Origin of the sequence: Paracoccus sp. M683 (assembly GCF_007096355.1) — a bacterium.
Classification (GTDB): domain Bacteria; phylum Pseudomonadota; class Alphaproteobacteria; order Rhodobacterales; family Rhodobacteraceae; genus Paracoccus.
In genome coordinates this window covers 275,237-293,017 of sequence record NZ_VKDF01000001.1, presented here as the reverse complement: position 1 = coordinate 293,017, position 17,781 = coordinate 275,237, and the positions used below count along the sequence as shown (strand labels likewise).

The 17,781-nt window shown below is 64.8% G+C and carries 16 protein-coding genes; 4 read left to right on the top strand and 12 right to left on the bottom strand.

Going from position 1 to position 17,781, the window contains the following annotated elements; genetic code table 11:
* Positions 1-23: 23 nt before the first annotated feature.
* From FNJ84_RS01375 to FNJ84_RS01345, 7 genes are all read right to left on the bottom strand, one after another.
* Positions 24-1,157, bottom strand: coding sequence for a M20/M25/M40 family metallo-hydrolase (locus FNJ84_RS01375; RefSeq protein ID WP_143791116.1), 1,134 nt, complete (start codon positions 1,155-1,157; stop codon positions 24-26).
* Positions 1,154-2,329 carry a M20 aminoacylase family protein gene (locus tag FNJ84_RS01370; RefSeq protein ID WP_143791115.1) on the bottom strand — a complete coding sequence of 392 codons (1,176 nt, stop codon included), beginning with the start codon at positions 2,327-2,329 and terminating at the stop codon, positions 1,154-1,156. The genes FNJ84_RS01375 and FNJ84_RS01370 overlap by 4 nt, the downstream gene beginning before the upstream one ends.
* A complete protein-coding gene (locus tag FNJ84_RS01365) occupies positions 2,313-3,986 on the bottom strand; it encodes an ABC transporter ATP-binding protein (RefSeq protein ID WP_143791114.1) in 1,674 nt (557 codons plus the stop codon). Before FNJ84_RS01365 ends, FNJ84_RS01370 begins: the two co-directional genes overlap by 17 nt.
* 5 nt (positions 3,987-3,991) lie before the next feature.
* Positions 3,992-4,867, bottom strand: a complete 876-nt coding sequence (locus tag FNJ84_RS01360; protein WP_143791113.1) for an ABC transporter permease — start codon at positions 4,865-4,867, stop codon at positions 3,992-3,994.
* Entirely contained in the window at positions 4,867-5,808 is a 942-nt protein-coding gene (locus FNJ84_RS01355; protein ID WP_143791112.1) for an ABC transporter permease, read from the bottom strand. The genes FNJ84_RS01360 and FNJ84_RS01355 overlap by 1 nt, the downstream gene beginning before the upstream one ends.
* A 114-nt stretch (positions 5,809-5,922) precedes the next feature.
* Positions 5,923-7,488, bottom strand: coding sequence for an ABC transporter substrate-binding protein (locus FNJ84_RS01350; RefSeq protein WP_143791111.1), 1,566 nt, complete (start codon positions 7,486-7,488; stop codon positions 5,923-5,925).
* A gap of 52 nt (positions 7,489-7,540) precedes the next feature.
* On the bottom strand, positions 7,541-9,088 hold the full coding sequence (locus tag FNJ84_RS01345) for a M81 family metallopeptidase (protein ID WP_143791110.1): 1,548 nt from the start codon (positions 9,086-9,088) through the stop codon (positions 7,541-7,543).
* 80 nt (positions 9,089-9,168) lie between these two features.
* Between FNJ84_RS01345 and FNJ84_RS01340 the strand changes: the two genes are divergently transcribed.
* Entirely contained in the window at positions 9,169-9,960 is a 792-nt protein-coding gene (locus FNJ84_RS01340) for an IclR family transcriptional regulator (RefSeq protein ID WP_143791109.1), read from the top strand.
* A gap of 16 nt (positions 9,961-9,976) precedes the next feature.
* Here FNJ84_RS01340 and FNJ84_RS01335 read toward each other — a convergent pair whose 3' ends face one another.
* Genes FNJ84_RS01335 through FNJ84_RS01315 form a run of 5 tightly spaced genes read right to left on the bottom strand, consistent with a single transcriptional unit; the run spans position 9,977 to position 14,586 of the window.
* Complete coding sequence (locus FNJ84_RS01335; protein ID WP_143791108.1) at positions 9,977-10,297, bottom strand: DUF4387 domain-containing protein; 321 nt, start codon at positions 10,295-10,297, stop codon at positions 9,977-9,979.
* Positions 10,294-11,655, bottom strand: a complete 1,362-nt coding sequence (locus FNJ84_RS01330; RefSeq protein ID WP_143791107.1) for an acyclic terpene utilization AtuA family protein — start codon at positions 11,653-11,655, stop codon at positions 10,294-10,296. The genes FNJ84_RS01335 and FNJ84_RS01330 overlap by 4 nt, the downstream gene beginning before the upstream one ends.
* A gap of 1 nt (position 11,656) precedes the next feature.
* Positions 11,657-13,183, bottom strand: coding sequence for a tripartite tricarboxylate transporter permease (locus FNJ84_RS01325; protein ID WP_143791106.1), 1,527 nt, complete (start codon positions 13,181-13,183; stop codon positions 11,657-11,659).
* Between the two features lie 3 nt (positions 13,184-13,186).
* A complete protein-coding gene (locus FNJ84_RS01320) occupies positions 13,187-13,630 on the bottom strand; it encodes a tripartite tricarboxylate transporter TctB family protein (RefSeq protein WP_221931906.1) in 444 nt (147 codons plus the stop codon).
* A complete protein-coding gene (locus tag FNJ84_RS01315) occupies positions 13,627-14,586 on the bottom strand; it encodes a tripartite tricarboxylate transporter substrate binding protein (RefSeq protein WP_143791105.1) in 960 nt (319 codons plus the stop codon). The genes FNJ84_RS01320 and FNJ84_RS01315 overlap by 4 nt, the downstream gene beginning before the upstream one ends.
* A gap of 104 nt (positions 14,587-14,690) precedes the next feature.
* Here FNJ84_RS01315 and FNJ84_RS01310 point away from each other — a divergent pair, with 104 nt between their 5' ends.
* Genes FNJ84_RS01310 through FNJ84_RS01300 form a run of 3 tightly spaced genes read left to right on the top strand, consistent with a single transcriptional unit; the run spans position 14,691 to position 17,763 of the window.
* Complete coding sequence (locus FNJ84_RS01310) at positions 14,691-15,356, top strand: response regulator transcription factor (protein WP_143791104.1); 666 nt, start codon at positions 14,691-14,693, stop codon at positions 15,354-15,356.
* Positions 15,353-16,756, top strand: coding sequence for a sensor histidine kinase (locus tag FNJ84_RS01305; protein WP_143791103.1), 1,404 nt, complete (start codon positions 15,353-15,355; stop codon positions 16,754-16,756). The genes FNJ84_RS01310 and FNJ84_RS01305 overlap by 4 nt, the downstream gene beginning before the upstream one ends.
* Positions 16,720-17,763, top strand: a complete 1,044-nt coding sequence (locus FNJ84_RS01300; RefSeq protein ID WP_143791102.1) for an ABC transporter substrate-binding protein — start codon at positions 16,720-16,722, stop codon at positions 17,761-17,763. Before FNJ84_RS01305 ends, FNJ84_RS01300 begins: the two co-directional genes overlap by 37 nt.
* The last annotated feature ends 18 nt before the right edge of the window (positions 17,764-17,781 follow it).

Here is a 17,781-nt window from a genome sequence, read left to right as displayed (position 1 = left end):
AGTGATATGGGAACCCGTCAGGTTCAGGTGATCCGCATGAACAGACCAGCCATCAGCTTTGCGCGCTCTGCCAGGCTGTCGATTTCGATATGTTCGTCAAGGGTATGCAGCCCTTTGCCGCGCACGCCGATCGAATCCAGCGTGGGGATACCCATTGCTCCGGTGAAATTGCCATCAGATCCACCACCCGCGCTTGCCGCCGTCAGGTCAAAGCCGATCTCGGCAGCGATTTGGCGACCCAGATCATACAGCGCCATCGTGCCCGGCTGACCGGGTTCCCAGACCGGCCGCGTCACCCCGCGCGAAACGGTGAAAGTCACGCCGTTCTGTTCCCCTTGCAGCGCCTGAATGGCCGCAACGCCGCGATCCAGATCGGCTTGCGTCTTGGCCATGCTTAACGCCTCGGCCCGGCATTCGGAACTGACGCAGTTCACCCATTGTCCGGCATGGATCACGCCAACCGAAAAGGTGCAATCCTCGGTCGTCATCGCCTCTATTTCCAGCAACTTGCGGGCCATGGTGGCGATGGCGGAACGACCATCCTTCAGCGCCCAACCCGCATGGCTGGGCACGCCCTCGGTCAAAAGGTCATAGCGCGCAATGGCATAGCGGCCGATCACCGCGCCGCCGTCTTCGCGCGCGGGTTCGGGGACCAGAACGGCGCGTTGGTGCCGGGCCTCGTCCTCGATCAGGCCGCGCGTGGCGGGGGTGCCGACCTCTTCATCCGGGGTGAACAGGAAGGTGACGGGCAGCGGAGTTTGCGACCCGGCTCGCATGATCTGGCGCATCGCCTCCAGCGCGGCGAAATTACCGCCCTTCATATCCATGATGCCAGGGCCCCATGCGCGATTTCCCTCGCGCCGGAAGGGCAGCTTTTCCAGCGTGCCGACCGGATGGACCGTGTCGAAATGGCCCGAGACCAGAATCCCCGGCGCCCCCTGATCAGGATGAGGAAACCGCGCCCGGATCGAGGTGCCAAAGCCCTTGCTGCCGGGAACAGTCTCGACCGTGGCGCCGGCCTGCGCCAGATCGCGCGCGGCCAGTGCCATCATCCGGCTGACCGCCGCGCCGTCCCAGGTGGGGCTTTCGCATTCGACCCAGGGGCGCAGCCCTTCCAGCATCGCATCGCTGTCAAAGGGCAGGTTCAGCGGGTTCATGCGGCATCCTCCAGCGGCAGGCGCCGTTCGATGATGCGGGCATAGATCGAGGCACCGACCGGCAGCACCGCCGGGTCCAGCACAAAGCCGGGATTGTGCAGCGGCATGGTGCCGGAATGGCCGATCCGGCCATAGGCGCCGGGCACCACCTGCAACATGTCGGCGAAATCCTCGGACCCGGTCGCGGGCTCGTCATCGTCCGAGATCAGGTCAGCGCCGACCACGTCGCTGGCCGCGCCGATCCATTCGGTCGCCAGGTCGTCATCGTTCATCAGCACGTCAAAGACATTGCGCAGATCAACCTCGATCTCGACCCCGTAAGCCTGCGCCAGCCCGGCGCAAAGTTCCTTGATCCGGGTTTCGACCATGGCGATCACCTCGGGCTTGAAATAGCGGATCGTGCCGGCCAGCGAGGCAGTTTGTGGCACCACGTTATAGGCGGAACCGGCATGGATCTGGGTGACCGACAGCACGCAGGTATCCAGCGGCGGCAGGTTGCGGCTGATGATGGTCTGCAACTGGCCGACCAGCGAGGATGCGATCACCAACGCGTCGCGCGACTGATGCGGCATGGCGGCATGGCTGCCCCGGCCCTTGACGCTGATGTCAAAGAATGACGCCCCGGCCATCGCCGCCCCCCGGCAGATGGTGGCGCGGTTGACCTGCCCGGTGGGGGCGTTGTGCATGTCGTAAACCTCGTCGACGGGGAAGCGCTGGAACAGCCCCTCGGCGATCATGCCGCGCGCACCGCCCAGACCTTCCTCGGCCGGCTGGAAAATAAACACGGCGGTGCCGTCGAAATTGCGGCTGCCGGCCAGATATTGCGCCGCACCCAGCAGCATTGTCGTATGGCCGTCATGGCCGCAGGCATGCATCTTGCCGGGCGTCTGCGAGGCGTAATCCAGCCCCGACGTTTCGGTGATCGGCAGCGCGTCCATATCGGCGCGCAACCCGATGCGACGATTGCCCTGACCGCGACCGCGCAGAATCCCGACCACGCCGGTCTTGGCGATGCCTTCATGCACCTCGTCAAAGCCGAAATCGCGCAGCTTGGCGGCCACGATTCCGGCGGTGCGGCTTTCCTCGAAGCCGATTTCGGGATTGGCGTGCAGATCGCGGAAGATCGTTTCCAGCTGCGGGGCGGCGGCGTTGATTTCAGGAAGGACGGGCATTGGACACCTTTGTCATTTCACGGAAGTTCTGAAAGTCCCATTCGCGGCCGGGGGCGGCCTCGATCAGGTCGCTGGTATAGGGATCGGCGGGATGTTCCAGCACCTCGGCGGCGGGGCCTTGTTCGACGACCCTGCCGCGCTGCATCACGATCACATCGTCGCAGATCTGGGCGGCGACGCGCAGGTCATGGGTGATGAAGACGATGGCGATACCCAATTCGTCCTGCAACTGGCTTAGCAGGTCCAGCACCTGTGCCTGGACCGAGACATCCAGCGCCGATACGGCCTCGTCCGCGACCAGCACGTCGGGGCGCATCATCACGGCGCGGGCAATCGCGATCCGCTGGCGCTGACCACCCGAAAACTGGTGGGGATAGCGGCGCAGCGCGTCCTCGGGCAGGCCGACGACGCCCATCAGCCGGGCGGCCTCGGCCAGCGCCTCGGCGCGCGGTGTGCCATAGTTCACCGGCCCCTCGATCAGGCTGTCGGCGATTTTCCAGCGCGGGTTCAGCGACCGCATGGGGTCCTGAAACACCACCTGCAATTTCTTGCGATGCGGCCGCAGCGCGCCGCGCGACAGGGTGGCGATATCGGCACCGTCCAGCTCAATCCTGCCAGACGTCGGGTCGATCAGCCGCATGATGCAGCGCGCAACGGTGGATTTGCCCGAGCCGGATTCGCCCACGATCCCCAGCGTACGGCCACGGGCCAGCGTGAATGAGACATCCTTGGCCGCATGGGCCTGCGGCAGCTTTTTCAGGATGCCGCCACCGCCATAGATCTTGTTCAGCTTCTCGACCCGCAGCACCACCTGATCTGACCCAGGCCGTGGCGCACGCGGCGACAGGCTGGGAACGGATCGCAGCAATTCGCGGGTATAATCGGCGGTGGGGTGGCGCAGCAGCGTCTCTACCGGGCCGCTTTCGACGATCTCGCCATGTTTCATGACATAGACCGTATCGGCGATTTCGGCGACGACGCCCATGTCATGCGTGATGAACAGGACGGCGGTGCCGTGATCGGCCTGCAATTCGTCGATCAGCTTCAGGATCTGCTGCTGGGTGGTCACGTCCAGCGCGGTTGTGGGTTCATCCGCGATCAACAGAACGGGTTCCAGCACCAGCGCCATGGCGATCATGATCCGCTGGCGCTGGCCGCCCGACAACTGATGGGGATAGCTGCGGAAGATGCGTTCCACATCGGGCAGATGCACATGTTCCATGATCTCGATGGCGCGCTGGCGGCGCTGGGCGGCGGACATGCTGGTATGCAGTTCCATCACCTCCATGATCTGATCGCCGACCCGCAGAACCGGGTTCAGCGCCGTCATGGGTTCCTGAAAGATCATCGCCACACGGGCCGCGCGCAATTGGCGCATCTGCGCCTGAGTCAGGGGCAACAGGTTCTGCCCTTGCAGGTTGATCTCGCCCGCCGCGACCTTCAGCGCCTCGGGCAGAAGCCCCATGATCGCCAGCGAGGTCACCGATTTGCCCGAGCCGGATTCGCCCACAAGGCAGACCGTCTCGCCCTGCCGGATGGTGACGTTGATGCCCTTCAGCACCTGCGGCTTGCCCGGCGTGTCAGGCAGGTCGATGGTCAGATCCTCGGCCGAAAGGGCCACGGCGGCATCGTCGAAATTGCGCGTCTTGAACAGCATCTGCGTTATCCCGCCCGTTTTTGCAGGCGCGGGTCCAGCATGTCGCGTGCCGCGTCGCCCAATAGGTTGATGGACAGGATGCACAGCGACAGCATCAGGCCCGGCCACATGATCAGTTCCGGCTTGATGCGGAAATACATCCGTCCCTCGGCCATGATATTGCCCCAGGTCGGCGTTTCCGTGCTGACGCCGGCGCCCAGGAAGGACAGGATCGCTTCGGTCAGGATCGCAGAGGCGAGGATATAGGTGCCCTGCACGATCAACGGCGCCAGCGTGTTGGGCACCAGATGGCGGATCAGGATCTTGGGCATGGATGAGCCAAGCGCGATGGCCGCCTCGACATAGGGTTCCTCGCGCGCGGCCAGAACCACCGCCCTGACCAGCCGGACGACGCGGGGGATTTCGGGAATGGTGATGGCCGCGATGACCGAGCCGACCGAAGGCCCGTTCAGCGCCACCAGCGCGATGGCCAGAAGGATCGCCGGGATCGCCATCAGCGCATCCATCATCCGCATGATGATGGCATCTGCCGTGCGGAAAAAGCCCGCGATCAACCCGATGACCAGCCCCAGCAGAACGGATACGACAGCCGTGGCGATGCCGATGGCCAGCGACAGCCTGCCGCCGATCAGCACGCGCGACAGGATGTCGCGGCCGAAATTGTCGGTGCCAAGCGGGTGGCTCTCCATCGGGCCTTTCAGGCGCATCAGCGGGTTCATTGTCAGCGGGTCATGCGGCGCAAGCCACGGTGCCAGCAGGGTGGCGCCAATGATCAGCACCAGCACCACGGCGGCGATCTTCTGGCCAAGCCCCAGATGCGGCAGGCGCAGCACGCGCAGGACCGGCTGCATTGCCGAGGCGGGTTCGGGCGTCTGTGCCATCAGTAGCGGATCCTCGGGTCAAACAGGGAATAGCTGAGGTCGATCAGCAGATTGACCAGCACATAAAGAAAGCTGGTCAGCAGGATCATCGCCTGAATGACTGGATAATCCCGCGCAAGGATCGCATCGACGGTCAGCCTGCCGATGCCGGGGATGTTGAACACGGTTTCCGTCACCACCACCCCGCCGATCAGCAAGGCAAAGCCGGTGCCGATGACGGTCAGGATTGGAACGGCGGCGTTCTTCAGCGCGTGACGGAACAACACCCGACCCTCGGGCGCGCCCTTGGCGCGGGCGGTGCGGATGTAATCTTCGCCCAGCACCTCCAGCATGTTGGCGCGTGTCATCCGGGCGATCAGCGCGACATAGATCGTGGTCAGCGTCAGCGCCGGCAGGAAGGCGTTTTTCAGAAACGGGCCGATCCCGGCGCTGATCGGCGTATAGCCCTGAACCGGAAACCAGCCCAGTTTCAGCGAAAAGATCAGGATGAAGATATAGCCGATGACAAAGACCGGCACCGAAAAGCCCAGAACCGAAAAGGTCATCACCGCGTAATCGGCGGCGCTGCGGTGCTTCCACGCCGCCAGCACCCCCATCGGCACGGCCAGCGCGACCGACATCAGGATGGTCAGCAGCGCAATGGCCAGGGTCGGCCCCATCCGGTCCGCGATCATCCCCGAAACCGAGGTGCGCGAGATCAGCGAGGTTCCCAGATCGCCTTGCAGCAATTGCCCGACCCAGGTGAAGAACTGGATGTGCAGCGGCTGGTTCAGGCCCATTGCTTCACGGATACGCTCCAGCTGGGCGGGGGTGGCCATGTCGCCGGCGATGATGGCGGCCGGGTCGCCGGGCGTCAGTCGCAGCAGCAGAAAGACGAATACCGCGACCAGCAGCATCACCGGTATGACGGCCAGAACGCGCCGGATAAGATAGCCAAGCATCAGCAAAGGGCCCTTGTGTGATCAGGTCGGTGAGGCAAGCGCATGCGCCACGAATGGATGGCGGGCAGCGTCGGGCGACAGGGGGCGGTGCGACCGCCCCCTGATGGGGCCTGGTCACTCGGCCTTTTTCAGGTTCCAGAAGACCGGCACGGGCGAGTTGATCATGTCAGTGATCGTCGCGCGCCGGGCCTGGGGCAGGCTGTACTGTCCAAGCGGCACCAGCAGCACGTTTTCCAGCGCGCGTTCCTGCACCTGCTCGGCCACGGCCTTTTGCGCATCGGCATCGGCTGCGGCGATATAGTCACTCTTCAACTGTTCGATCGCCTCGTCGTTGGGCCAGCCGAACCAGGCATCATTGCCGCGTCCGTTCAGCATCGGGTTCGCGATCGGGTTCGAGATTTCCGGCACCATCCAGTTGGTGATGAACATGTTCCAACCGCCCTCGGACGGGGCCGCCTGACCGGCGCGGCGGGTCACCAGCGTCTGCCAGTCCATCGGCTGCATGTCGACGGTAAAGCCCGCATCTCGCAGCATCTGCGACACCACGACAGGCTGCGTCGCCAGTGCCACCAGGTCGGTGGGCGCCATCAGCACGACCGGCGTGCCGTCATAGCCCGCCTCGGCCAGCAGGGCCTTGGCCTCTTCGGCGCCGCCACCCTGGGTCAGGGTTTCGGCATCGGCCTCGCTGCCCAGGGGGGTGCCGCAGCCCAGAACTGCGCCGCAGATCTGGTAATATTCGGGATTGCCGATCATCGCCGCCAGAACCGGTTCTTGCGAAATCGCCTTCAGCGCCGCCTGACGCACCTTTTCATTGTCAAAGGGCGGATGCAGGAAGTTCATCCGCGCCATGGTCTGCATCCCGGTCGGTTCGCGCACCTCGACCGCGATATTGGGATCGCCCTCCAGCAGGGGCAGCAGATCGACCTGCATCTGTTCGATATAGTCGATTTCGCCACCAGACAGCGCGTTCACGGCGGTCTGGATGTCGGGCATGTTGACCCATTTCACCGTATCGACGTTGACGGTCTTGCCACCGGCCATCCAGTCAGCCGGTTCGCTGCGCGGCACGTAATCGGCGTTCTTGGCATAGGTCACGCTGATGCCGGGCTGGAACTCGGCCTCGACAAAGACGAAGGGACCCGATCCGGTATAGTCGGTGATGGCCTGATCGGCCGGGGTTTCGGCCACGCGCGCCGGCATGATGAATGGCGGCAGGGCCGATTGCTTGGACAGCACGTCCAGCATCGGCACGAAAGGTTCATTCAGGGTCCAGGTGACGGTCTTGTCATCCGTGGCCTCCAGGCTGGCGGTGCGGTCCATGATGACCTGGCCGCCGGCATCCTTCTGTGCCCAACGCTTCAGCGAGGCGACCACGTCGGTGGCGGTCACCGGCGCGCCGTCGTGGAATTTCAGCCCGTCGCGCAGCGTGAAGGTATAGGTCTTCTGATCGTCCGAAACGGCCCAATCGGCCATCTGGGGCTGTGGTTGGAACTGGGAATCCTGGGCCAGCAGCACATCATAGATCATATAGGCATGATTGCGGGTGATATGGGCGGTGGTGATCACCGGGTCCAGCACGCGCAGGCCGGAATGCATCACCGCGGTCACCGTGGTTTCAGCCCATGCCACGCCGGTCAGAACCGACGAGGCGACAAGGGCGGCAGTCAGTCGATTGAACATGGGAAACCTCTCTGTTGGGTCGTCCGGGGGGTGCGCTGGCCGATCTTGGGCGTCAGCCTGGCGCGGCAGTTGCGGGAATGGGGGTCGGCGGTGCGCCCGGTTCGGTCCGCAAGCCGGGGCGCAGGTGGCGGAAGGGCAGGGATGCGGGGCTGATCGGCATGGGGCCGGGGGCGATGCAGGTCAGGATCGTCTCGGCGATGCCCTGAAAATCGGCGCGGAAATGGACCGAGCTCTTGACCACGAGGATCGCCATCTCCTCGTGCGGGATTCCCAGAAAGCGGAACATCTGCCGATCGGCCATCTGGGCCTTTTCCGTGGTGACCGCGACGCGAACGCCGCCGATGCGCAGGCAGGCCGATGGCCCAAGCTGCAAATGCGCGCCGCCGTAAAAGGGGCCGGTTGCGTGGCAGGTGCCGTCCGACAGCCGCTCGACGGTGAAGCGCCCTGCAAAGGGCGCATCACCCGGAATGCCGGATTTGCCGCCCAGTTCGATCTGAATCTCGGCCCCCTCGCCGGCGGTATGGGCGGCGGCGGCGGCGGCCGGGTCGACGATCAGCCCGATAGCTGCGCGCGGCGCATCACAGGCAACCAGCGCCCGCAGCATGCCGGTGGTATCGGAATCGCCGCCCGCGCCGGGATTGTCCTGGGTATCCGCGATGACGATGGGGCGGCTGGCGGTCCGGGCCAGCCGCATCGCTTCGCGCACGCCGGGTTCGGGCTGGTAGGCGGTGCCGTTAAATTCGGGCTCGGCGGCCTCGACGGCGCGGGCGATCTGTTCCGCCGCCGCCCCGGCCTGTGCCGGCGTCGCGCCATAGGCCACGACCGATGGCCCGCAATCGGCGAAATCGGCGGCGGGAAAGCCCATGAACAGGGACGCGCTGTGAACCCCGGCGCGCGGCTCATCGGTCAGCGCATACAGCCGGCCACCGGGCTGACCAAGGGTCGATTGCCAGGCAATCGGGATCAGGAAATCCACCTGCCGGAAGGCCTTGGCATTGGGGGCACCGTCCAGCAAACGCTGCAATTGCTGTGCGGCGCGGGTGCCGGTTTCGGCCATATCGACATGCGGATAGGTGCGAAAGCCGACCAGAACATCCGCCGCGTCGACCATCTGGCGGGTGATATTGCCATGCAGATCCAGCGCCACGACGATGGGCACATCCGCGCCCACGGCCTGCCGCACCCGCGCGATCAGCGGCCCCTCGCCATCCGGGGCACACTCGGCGACCATGGCGCCATGCAGGTCCAGAAACACCCCGTCGACCGGACCGGCGGCGCGCAGCCTGTCGATGATCTCATCCGTGATCGCATGGTAGCATTCCGCCGTCACCGGGGCCGAGGGCACCGCGCCTGCCCAAATCAGAGGCACCAATTGCCAGCCCGCTGCCTCGCCAAAGGCGACGGCCCCGGCCACAGGCAGGTTCACGTCGCGGGCGCGGGCAAGAATCTGATCGCCTCGCGACAGCGGCAGATAGCCGCCACCCTGCACGAAGGCTGCCATATCCGCCGGGCTGGGCGCGAAAGAGTTGCTTTCATGCACAAAGCCCGCAATCGCGATCCGCGGCCCACCTTGGGGCGACCTGACGTCAGTTTTTGCCATGATGTATTGCGCAGTGATACAGTTGCATTGCATGGTGAGTTTATGAGCATGCATTTTCACCTGTCAACGCCGAGGTTCGCATGAGCGCGAAATCAGCCGGGCAAGCGCGCCGGGATTCCGAAGATTCGCTGTTTGTGCAGTCACTTGGACGGGGGATGCACGTTCTTGCGGCGTTTCGCGGGGCCGAAAGGCCGTTGTCCCTGGCCGAGATCGCGGCCCGCGCCGGCATCACCCGCAGCGCGGCGCAGCGAATCGTCCATACCTTTCGGCAGTTGGGTTTCATGCGTCCGGCCGATAACGGCCCCGGCTTCCTGCTGGATCTGGGCGTGCTGGATCTGACCTATGATTACCTGCGCCTGAACCCGCTGCTGCGAAAGGCAAGTCCGGTGCTGCTGGAACTGCGCCGCAACGTCCGCGAACGGATTGACCTGTCACTGTTCGATGGTCAGCGCATGGTCTATGCCGCCCGCATGCAAAGCAAGCGCGAGATGTTCTTTGCCACGCTGGTCGGAAACACGGTGCCGACCTACTGCACCTCGGGCGGATGGTCGGTGATGGCGATGCTGCCCGATGACGAGGTCGATGCCCTGCTGCGAAACGCCGATCTTCAACCGCTGACGCCGCGCACCCTGACCGACCCCGCCGCCATTCGCGAACAGATCGCCCTTGCGCGCGAGCGTGGTCACGCGCTGGCCGAGGAACAGATCCTGATGGGCGAGGTGGCGCTTGGTGTGGCCATCCCCGACACCGATGGCCGGCCGGTTGCGGCGATCCACGTCGCCGGCTCGCTGTCGGAATGGCAGCCCGAGGAATTTCGCCGCGTCGTTGCCCCCCTGGCGTCCGAGGCCGTGCGGGCGATCATCTCGGGCTGAAGCGGCGCTGAACCGTTCAGGTCAGCGGGTATTCCTCCAGCAGCGCGGCATATTGGGCGCCGTGCATGTCGCGATCGGCGGCCGAGCCCTGGATGACGGGACGGGGCAGGCTGAACTTGATGACGCGCAGATCGTCGATATCGAACCGCTTCAGCAACTGTTCCGGCACCTGATACAGCTGTGCCACCGTTGCGCTGGACAGCGTGTTGCGAACCCTGGCGAACACCTCGGGGCGGTCGCAGAAAATGTCGATGGTCACCCAGAACGGCCCGGCATTCTTGGACCGCACCTTCAGCACCAGATCGCCCAATGTGCCCTGATCTCGATTCTGCGTCATGCCGGCACCTCTGCCCCGATTTCCGTCAATTCGATGCGGAACGCCGTCATCGGGTCGTCCAGATGCATCACATGGTTCAGCGCGAATTCATACAGCGCACCGCGATCCGTGGTGGCCGGTGAATAGGGAAAGGCGAAGGTCGGCAATTCCTCGTCATCGGTCAGCGGATAGTGCAGCACGAAGGGGTTGATCAGCTTGCCGATCTCGCCGGCCTCGGCCTGGCTGCGCGCGGTGATGATGCCCAGAACGCCCAGTTCGACCGGGTCGCCCGTGCGATTTTCCAGCGACCCAAGCGCGCCACTCGCCCCGATCAGGCGAAATTCCAACTGGTAATCGGCGGTGGTCAGGCCCATTCGCGTTTCGATTTCGGCCAGCAGGAAGGCAGTCAGCCGGTCGATCCAGGCCTGGGCGTTGGCGACATAGTGCTGGTTGCGCAGGATGGCGAGGATTGTGGTCTGATAGCCGGCGATCCGCGCCCCTTCCAGCTTGACCGTATAGGGGCCGGGAACCCAGCTTGACCCCTCGACCCGCACCCGGCGGTCGTCCAGCGCGGAATAGCGCGCAGCCGTCACGTCCAGATACCCGCCCGGTTCATACAGGCGGAACGGGTCCGAGTTTTCGTAAAGCATATGGGCGGAAACCGAATGCGGTGTGCAGGCGGCGGTTTCGGCCATCGGCTCGACCGTAAAGCCGGTCTGGTCGAAATCGACCATGATGACGCCGGATGTCGGGTTGGTCGAACACAGCGCCCCGCATTCGGCGATCTTGGCGCCATGCCAGGCGCCGCCGGCGGCATCGCCGCGCGACAGGGGCAGGGCGGCGATGGTGGCGGTGTCGGTGGTGCGCCCGGCGATGACGATATCGGCGCCAGTGGCCAGCGCGGCCTGAATATGCTCGGCCCCCGCCAGCGCCACGATATTGCCCAGACGGTCCAGCTCGATTTCAGGGGCGGGGGTCAGGGGGTCGATGCGGCCATCTGCCAGGGCATCGGCAACGCGGGCGACGGGCTGGCTGGAATACAGCCGCGCGATCTTCAGCGACTGGCCCAACTCGCGCGCCAGTTCCACGGTGATCTCATACATCCAGTCGACGGTGGAATCGGTGCCGCAGGTGCCGGCGGTGCCGATGACCAGCGGCACGCCGGCCTGGGCACGGGCCTGCATCAGCGTCCGCCATTCGGATTTGGTTGCCGCGCGGGAATATTTCGACACCCCCGCGCCAAGGCTGAAGGGCCCACTGTCAGTGGACCCTCCGTCGATACAGATGATGTCGGGACGCATCGCCACCCCGCGCGCCAGCGCCTTGCGGTCGAAGCCCAGTCCAAGAACGCCCGAAGGCACCAGAACGCGAGTCGGCATGTCAGTCCTCGTTCAACGTAGGGTCGGTTTCCGGCAGCGCCGGCTTTTTCAGCACCCGGCGCAGGAAGATGGGCGCGACGAAACCCAGGATCGCGGCAATCCACAGCCCGATGGCGATAGGCGAACTGAACAGATAGGTCCAGTCCCCGTTCGACAACACCATGGCGCGGCGCAGGTTGTCTTCCATCGCATTGCCCAGAAGGATGCCCAGGATCACCGGCACGGTCGGGATATCAAGCTTGCGCATGATATAGCCCAGGACGCCGAAGCCCACCATCATCAGCATGTCAAAGCTGGACCCGGTCAGCGAATAGATCCCGACAAAGGCGATCATGGTGACGCCCGGCAGCAGGATCCAGGCCGGAACCGACAGGATGTGGACAAAGACCTTGACCATCGGCACGTTCATCAGCAGCAGAACGACGTTGGCGATCAGAAGCGAGGCGATCAGCGACCAGACGACCTCGGGCCGTTCGGTGAACAGCAGCGGCCCCGGCGTGATGTTCAGCGTCAGCAGCAGCGCCAGAAGCACCGCCGTCGTCCCCGAACCCGGCACGCCAAGCGTCAGCATCGGCACCAGCGCGCCACCGGCGGCGGCATTGTTGCCGGCCTCGGGGGCGGCCACGCCCTTGGGATTGCCCTTGCCGAAGGTGGATTTGTCGCGGGCCACCGATTTCTCGGCCATATAGGCCAGGAACGAGCCGAGCGAGGCCCCCGCACCGGGCAGAACACCGGCGAGAAAGCCGATACCCGTCCCGCGCAGCATCGCACCCGAGGTCTGCCGCAGCATCTTCCACGGCACCAGAATCTTGCCCAGCTTGACGCCGATGGCGCTGTCCTTGCCATGCGATTCGATGAACAGGAAAATCTCGGCCACGGCGAACAGGCCGACGATGGCGACCAGGAAGTCGATCCCGTCCATCAGATGCAGCTCGCCAAAGGTGAAACGCGGCATGCCGGTGGTCTTGTCCATACCGATCATCGCCAGCGCCAGCCCGATCGCGGCCGCCAGCGCCGCCTTGGCCTGGTTGTTCGATCCGATGCCGCCAAGCGTGCAGAAGGCCAGCATATACAGGGCGAAATATTCGGCCGGGCCGAATTTGAACGCGACGCGCGCCAGATAGGGGGCAAAGATCATCAGCCCGATGGTCGCCAGAAAGGCCCCCACGAACGAGGCCACGCCCGACACGACCAGCGCCTCGGCGGCCTTGCCCTGCTTGGCCATGGGATAGCCGTCAAGCGTGGTCATCATCGCCGGCTCATCGCCGGGAATGTTCAGCAGGATCGAACTGATCCGCCCGCCATACATGGCGCCATAGTAAACCGAGGTCAGCAGCACCAGCGCGGAAATCGCGTCCAGCCCCATCGAAAAGGAAATCGGGATCAGCAGCGCCACCCCGTTTGACGGCCCAAGCCCCGGCAGCGCGCCGATGATCGTGCCGACAAAGGCGCCGATGATCGCCAGCAGCAGCGTATAGGGCGAGGCGGCGATTTCAAAGCCCATCGCCAGATTGGAAAGAATATCCATGGTTCAGAATCCCCAGCCCTGGGGCAGGCCACGCAGGCTTAGCCCAAGAATGACACGGAACAACACCCACAGCCCGATCCCCAGCCCGACGCCGGTGATCGCGGCGCGCAGCGGATGGCCGCCGATCTGCCAGCTGAGGATACCGGCGGCGATGGCGGTCGGCAGGATGAAGCCAAGCGGCGTGATCGAATAGGCATAGGCCACCAGCACCACTGTCGCGATACCAAGCTGCACCAGCATCGGCCCGGCCGGCCATTCGGCCTCAGGGTCGGGACGCAGGATCATCACGATCGAGCACAGGATCATCACGCCGGCAATGATATAGGGAAAGACACGCGGCCCAACCGGATCGGACATGAAGCTGGTCTCGATGCCACTGGCGCTGAGGATATACCCCAGCGCCAGCACGATCATGACCGCTCCGAAGACACGGTCGCCACGGATCATTGCAGCAACCCGATCTCTTTCGAGATTTCCTGAATCTCGGCGATATTTTCGGCGACGAAGGTTTCGAACTCGGCGCCGTAAAGGTCATAGGGCTCCAGCCCGTTCTCGACCATCACGGCCTTCCACTGCTCGCTTTCGCCGACCTGCTTCAGCGTATCGACCCATTTCTGATACTGCTCGTCGGTGATGTCCTTGGGCACATAGATGCCGCGCCAGTTCATCGCGGTGATGTCGACGCCCTGCTCCTTGGCGGTCGGCGCATCGTCAAAGCCCGCGACACGTTCATCCGACAGCACCGCGATGGGGCGCACATCGCCTGATTTGATGAACCCGGTGATTTCGGACAGATCGCCCGTCATCGCCTGGGCAAAGCCACCGACCGTCTGGGTGATCGCATCGGCGCCGCCATCAAGGCCGATATACTTGACCTGACGCGCCTCGGTGAAGCCGGCCTTGTCCAGCATCATCAGCACCTTCAGATGATCAAAGCCGCCCACGGCCGAGCCGCCGGCAAAGGCAACCTTCGAGGGATCGGCCTTCACCGCCTCGACCAGATCGCCAAGCGTCTGGAAGGGGCTGTCCTTGGCCACGACGATGACGCCGGGATCGCCGCCGATGCTGCCGACCCAGCGAACCTGATCAGCGGTCGCGCCGGCAAAGGCGTTCTGTGCCAGCCGGGTCGTCGTCGCCGACGAGGCTGCGACAAACAGGGCCGGATCATCGCCGCGATTGCTGACGACCTGGGTAAAGGCTACGCCACCACCGGCACCTGCCAGGTTGGTGACCTGCACCAGGTTCGGGACGATGCCCAGCTCGGTCATGATCTGGCCGATCTGGCGGCAGGTGAAATCCCAGCCGCCGCCGGGGTTGGCCGGCGCGATGCATTCCTCGGCCACGGCAGGCAGGGCTGCGCTCATCATCAGCGCGGCGATGGCCGCACAGGTCCAGTTCTTCATAGAATCCTCCCATGGGATGCGCCAAAAGGGCGCAGTCTTGCGGGGGGCAGGATTTGATGAAAAGCTGACACGAACCTGTCATGGATTGCCGAAAAGTTGATCAGATGAGATTCCTGCTGGTCGAGGACAGCGATGATCTGGCCACCGCTGTCGCATCGCGGCTGGCCATGGACGGTCATGGCGTCGACCGCGCGGCCAGTCTGGGCGAGGCGAGGGATTTTCTGGCCGCCGCGCCTTATGACCTGATCCTGCTGGATATTTCGCTGCCCGACGGTGATGGTCGCGATTTTCTGGCGCAGGAACGGGGGGCGCGGCGCGATATTCCCGTCATCATGATGACCGCCAGCGCATCGGTCAGCGACCGGGTCGCCACGCTGGATCAGGGCGCAGATGATTTTATCACCAAACCCTTCGATTTCGCCGAGTTGCAGGCCCGCTGCCGCGCGGTTCTGCGTCGCCGTCAGGGCGTCGTGGACAGCCGCCAGCACTTTGCCGGGTTCATTTTCGACGCGCTGGCCGCGACCCTGACCGTGGGCGACGAGGTCCGCGAACTGCGCGCGCGCGAATTGCGCCTGCTGGAGATCTTGCTGTCGCGCCCTGGCCAGACCTATTCCAAACCGCATCTGATCGACCGGCTGTTTTCCTTTGACGAAGAGGTCAGCGACAATGCGATCGAGGTCTATGTCGGCCGGCTGCGGCGCAAGCTGGAGGGGTCGGGTGCGCGGCTGGAAACGCTGCGTGGCGTCGGCTACCGGCTGATCCCGGAATGAGGCGTGGCCCGCCCAGGGCGCAGCCGGCGCGGCTTTCTCTGCGCCGGCGTCTGGCCTGGCAATTCGCGGCGCTGTCGGCCTTGCTGGTCGTGGCGTTGTTCTTTTCCGTGCGTTTCGCGGCCGAACGCGCCTCGCGCGCCAGCCAGGATGCGGTGCTGGGGGCTGCGGTGATCTCGGTCGGGGACGGGATCAGGGCGCAGGATATGGGGCTGGCGCTGGACCTGCCCTATGCGACGTTTTCAATGCTGGGGGCGATGGGGGGTGAACGCATCTTCTACAGCCTGTCCATCGGTCCCCGGCTGGTGACGGGCTATCAGCAATTGCCCCAGCCCAGCCAGCGCCCCGGCGACCTGTCCCCGGTCTTCTGGAGCGCGGATTACCGCGGCAGCCGGCTGCGGCTGGCGGCAATCACCCGGCGCGTTCTGCTGGAAAACCGGATAGAGGAAATCACCGTCGTCCTGGGCCAGACCCGATATGGGCAGGCTGTGATTGCCCGTGATACGGCGCGCAGCGCGGTCTGGATCGGGTTGGCCATTCTGGCGCTGGCGGGGCCATTGGCGCTTTGGGCGGCGCGGGCGGTGATCCGCCCGGTCGACCGCCTGGCCGAGGCCGTCACCCGGCGCGGACCCCATGACCTGCGCCCCTTTCGCCATCCCGCGCCGCGCGAATTGCTGCCGCTGGTGGGCGCACTGAACGGGCTGATCGCGCGCCTGCGCACGGCCCTGCAACTGGCCGAAACCTTTATCTTCGAGGCCGCCCATCGCATCCGCACGCCGCTGTCACTGGTCAGGACCGAGGCCGAGATGGCGCTGGCCGAGACATCGGATCCGGGGACGCGGCAGCGGCTGCGCCGGATGATCCGGGCCATCGGGGAAAGCAGCCGCTCGGCCAACCAGATCCTTGATCATGCGATGGTGCTGTACCGCAGCGACCAGTTCGACGCCGCGCCGGTCGATTTCGCGGCTTTGGCGGGATCGGTGCTGCGCTCGGTCCAGCCGGTCGCCGAAATGCGCGAGATCACCATGCATGCCGAAGGGCTGGATCTGCCGCGCATGGTATCGGGCGACGGCCGCATGATCGAGGTGGCCTTGCGCAACATTCTGGACAATGCCCTGAAATACTCGCCCGACGAAGGTGAGGTCTGGATCAGGCTGGAGGCGACCGAGGACCGGATCGCCCGGTTGTCGGTCTGCGACCGGGGCAGGGGGCTGCCGCCGGATCAACCCGATCTGACGGCGCGTTTCCTGCGTGGCAGTAATGCCGGCGATGTCGTGGGGTCGGGTCTTGGCCTGACCATCGTGGCCGAGGTCGCTGCCGCACATGGCGGCAGCTTTTCCCTGCAACCCGGATCGGAGAAAGGCGCATGCGCAATCTTGTCCCTGCCGCTGTCGCAGCCCTGACGCTGACGCTGGCTCAGCTGATGTTCGCGGCACCCGCCCAGGCATTCGATATCGAGGAACGGCGGCTTTTCGGCAGCGGCGACCGCGAGATCGCCGTCTTGTCCACCACCGACCTGGCGGCCATCGACATGGTCTTGCAGGATTTCGTGGACGGCCATCCCGATATTCGCATCCGATATGATCAGGCATCCAGCATGCAGGTGTTCGGCGCCATTCATGATGAGGGCGCGATCTATGATCTGGTGATGTCCTCGGCCATGGATTTGCAGATGAAGCTGGCCAATGACGGTTTCGCCGCCCCGGTCCTGCCGCGCACCGGAAATCTGCCGCTGTGGGCGCGCTGGCGCGACCAGCTGTTTGGCGTCGCGCTGGAACCGGTGGTGACGCTGGCCTCTCGCCGGGGCTTGGGCGATCTGCCGGTGCCGCGCACGCGCCGCGACCTGATCGCCATGCTGCGCGAACATCCCGATCTGCTGGGCGGGCGCGTCGCCACATATGACCCGGTCACATCCGGCGTCGGCTATTTCCTGATCGCGCAGGACAGCCAGAACTTCGAGGGCTTCTGGCGCCTGGCCGAGGTGATGGGTCGGCTGAATGCGCGGCTGTTCTGCTGTTCCGTCGAGATGATCGACGAATTGCGCGAAGGCCGCATTACCATCGCCTATAATGTCGTGGCCAGCTATGCCGCCCGTTATACGCCCGAGGATCCAGACCTGATCCGGCTGGCCTTCGAGGATTACACCTTTGCCATCGTGCGCTCGGCCTTTGTGCCGTCAAATGCCCATAATGCGGCGGATGCGACGACATTGCTGTCCTATCTGCTGTCCGGCCCGGCGCAGCGCCAGATCGCGGCCAATGCCGGTGTGGCGCTGATACCGGGCACAGGCCCGGAACCCGGCCCGCATCTGCGGCCGATCCGGCTGGATACCGGGCTGCTGGTCTATGATGACCAGCTGCGGCGTGCCGGATTGATGGCCGAATGGAACGCTGCGCTGGTCCAGCCCTGACCGGATGGATGGCGGGCT